General features: G+C 51.0%; 2 tRNA genes and 1 rRNA gene. All 3 read right to left on the bottom strand.

The window, feature by feature from the left end:
• Positions 1-19: 19 nt before the first annotated feature.
• A 23S ribosomal RNA gene (locus EJA72_RS00560) occupies positions 20-2,913 on the bottom strand.
• A gap of 234 nt (positions 2,914-3,147) precedes the next feature.
• Positions 3,148-3,223, bottom strand: a tRNA-Ala gene (locus tag EJA72_RS00555).
• A 29-nt stretch (positions 3,224-3,252) separates the two neighbouring features.
• Positions 3,253-3,329, bottom strand: a tRNA-Ile gene (locus EJA72_RS00550).
• Between the last annotated feature and the right edge of the window lie 55 nt (positions 3,330-3,384).

Below are 3,384 nucleotides of genomic sequence, written 5' to 3'. Positions count from 1 at the left end.
CAAATTGCTTGGGTGTTATATGGTCAAGCCTCACGGGCAATTAGTATTGGTTAGCTCAACGCCTCACAGCGCTTACACACCCAACCTATCAACGTCGTAGTCTTCGACGGCCCTTCAGGGGACTCAAGGTCCCAGTGAGATCTCATCTTGAGGCTAGTTTCCCGCTTAGATGCTTTCAGCGGTTATCTATTCCGAACATAGCTACCCGGCAATGCCACTGGCGTGACAACCGGAACACCAGAGGTTCGTCCACTCCGGTCCTCTCGTACTAGGAGCAGCCCCTCTCAAATCTCAAACGTCCACGGCAGATAGGGACCGAACTGTCTCACGACGTTCTAAACCCAGCTCGCGTACCACTTTAAATGGCGAACAGCCATACCCTTGGGACCGGCTTCAGCCCCAGGATGTGATGAGCCGACATCGAGGTGCCAAACACCGCCGTCGATATGAACTCTTGGGCGGTATCAGCCTGTTATCCCCGGAGTACCTTTTATCCGTTGAGCGATGGCCCTTCCATACAGAACCACCGGATCACTAAGACCTACTTTCGTACCTGCTCGACGTGTCTGTCTCGCAGTCAAGCGCGCTTTTGCCTTTATACTCTACGACCGATTTCCGACCGGTCTGAGCGCACCTTCGTACTCCTCCGTTACTCTTTAGGAGGAGACCGCCCCAGTCAAACTACCCACCATACACTGTCCTCGATCCGGATAACGGACCTGAGTTAGAACCTCAAAGTTGCCAGGGTGGTATTTCAAGGTTGGCTCCACGCGAACTGGCGTCCACGCTTCAAAGCCTCCCACCTATCCTACACAAGCAAATTCAAAGTCCAGTGCAAAGCTATAGTAAAGGTTCACGGGGTCTTTCCGTCTAGCCGCGGATACACTGCATCTTCACAGCGATTTCAATTTCACTGAGTCTCGGGTGGAGACAGCGCCGCCATCGTTACGCCATTCGTGCAGGTCGGAACTTACCCGACAAGGAATTTCGCTACCTTAGGACCGTTATAGTTACGGCCGCCGTTTACCGGGGCTTCGATCAAGAGCTTCGCGTTAGCTAACCCCATCAATTAACCTTCCGGCACCGGGCAGGCGTCACACCCTATACGTCCACTTTCGTGTTTGCAGAGTGCTGTGTTTTTAATAAACAGTCGCAGCGGCCTGGTATCTTCGACCGGCATGGGCTTACGCAGTAAATGCTTCACCCTCACCGGCGCACCTTCTCCCGAAGTTACGGTGCCATTTTGCCTAGTTCCTTCACCCGAGTTCTCTCAAGCGCCTTGGTATTCTCTACCCAACCACCTGTGTCGGTTTGGGGTACGGTTCCTGGTTACCTGAAGCTTAGAAGCTTTTCTTGGAAGCATGGCATCAACCACTTCGTCACCCAAAGGGTAACTCGTCATCAGCTCTCGGCCTTAGAATCCCGGATTTACCTAAGATTCCAGCCTACCACCTTAAACTTGGACAACCAACGCCAAGCTGGCCTAGCCTTCTCCGTCCCTCCATCGCAATAACCAGAAGTACAGGAATATTAACCTGTTTTCCATCGACTACGCTTTTCAGCCTCGCCTTAGGGACCGACTAACCCTGCGTCGATTAACGTTGCGCAGGAAACCTTGGTCTTTCGGCGTGGGTGTTTTTCACACCCATTGTCGTTACTCATGTCAGCATTCGCACTTCTGATACCTCCAGCAAGCTTCTCAACTCACCTTCACAGGCTTACAGAACGCTCCTCTACCGCATCATCCGAAGATGATACCCGTAGCTTCGGTGTATGGTTTGAGCCCCGTTACATCTTCCGCGCAGGCCGACTCGACTAGTGAGCTATTACGCTTTCTTTAAAGGGTGGCTGCTTCTAAGCCAACCTCCTAGCTGTCTAAGCCTTCCCACATCGTTTCCCACTTAACCATAACTTTGGGACCTTAGCTGACGGTCTGGGTTGTTTCCCTTTTCACGACGGACGTTAGCACCCGCCGTGTGTCTCCCATGCTCGGCACTTGTAGGTATTCGGAGTTTGCATCGGTTTGGTAAGTCGGGATGACCCCCTAGCCGAAACAGTGCTCTACCCCCTACAGTGATACATGAGGCGCTACCTAAATAGCTTTCGAGGAGAACCAGCTATCTCCGAGCTTGATTAGCCTTTCACTCCGATCCACAGGTCATCCGCTAACTTTTCAACGGTAGTCGGTTCGGTCCTCCAGTTAGTGTTACCCAACCTTCAACCTGCCCATGGATAGATCGCCCGGTTTCGGGTCTATTCCCAGCGACTAGACGCCCTATTAAGACTCGCTTTCGCTACGCCTCCCCTATTCGGTTAAGCTCGCCACTGAAAATAAGTCGCTGACCCATTATACAAAAGGTACGCAGTCACCTAACAAAGTAGGCTCCCACTGCTTGTACGCATACGGTTTCAGGATCTATTTCACTCCCCTCTCCGGGGTTCTTTTCGCCTTTCCCTCACGGTACTAGTTCACTATCGGTCAGTCAGTAGTATTTAGCCTTGGAGGATGGTCCCCCCATATTCAGACAAAGTTTCTCGTGCTCCGTCCTACTCGATTTCATGACTAAGAGATTTTCGCGTACAGGGCTATCACCCACTATGGCCGCACTTTCCAGAGCGTTCCGCTAATCTCAAAGCCACTTAAGGGCTAGTCCCCGTTCGCTCGCCACTACTAAGGGAATCTCGGTTGATTTCTTTTCCTCAGGGTACTTAGATGTTTCAGTTCCCCTGGTTCGCTTCTTAAGCCTATGTATTCAGCTTAAGATACCTAACTTATGTTAGGTGGGTTCCCCCATTCAGACATCTCCGGATCAAAGTCTGTTTGCCGACTCCCCGAAGCTTTTCGCAGGCTACCACGTCTTTCATCGCCTCTGACTGCCAAGGCATCCACCGTATGCGCTTCTTCACTTGACCATATAACCCCAAGCAATCTGGTTATACTGTGAAGACGACATTCGCCGAAAATTCGCAATTACTCACAAATTTTACCTTAGCCTGATCCGTTACCAGTGAAAGTAACGTTCAGTCTATCTTTCTATCACATACCCAAATTTTTAAAGAACGATCTAGCCAAAGACTAGAAATCAACATTCACCATGATCACCATGGAATGCTCATTTCTAAGCTTTCAACAAACAGAAGCAGTAGTGGTGGAGCCAAACGGGATCGAACCGTTGACCTCCTGCGTGCAAGGCAGGCGCTCTCCCAGCTGAGCTATGGCCCCGTATTGCTACAGGTTTCCCACACAAAAATTGGTGGGTCTGGGCAGATTCGAACTGCCGACCTCACCCTTATCAGGGGTGCGCTCTAACCAACTGAGCTACAGACCCAATTTCGGGCTGCTTCTTATCGTCTTCTTCAATGAATCAAGCAATTCGTGTGGGA

Origin of the sequence: Pseudomonas sp. PB120 (genome assembly GCF_009761815.1) — a bacterium.
Taxonomy (GTDB): Bacteria; Pseudomonadota; Gammaproteobacteria; order Pseudomonadales; family Pseudomonadaceae; genus Aquipseudomonas.
Note: the sequence above shows the minus strand (reverse complement) of the source record. Positions and strands in the feature narration are given on the sequence as shown.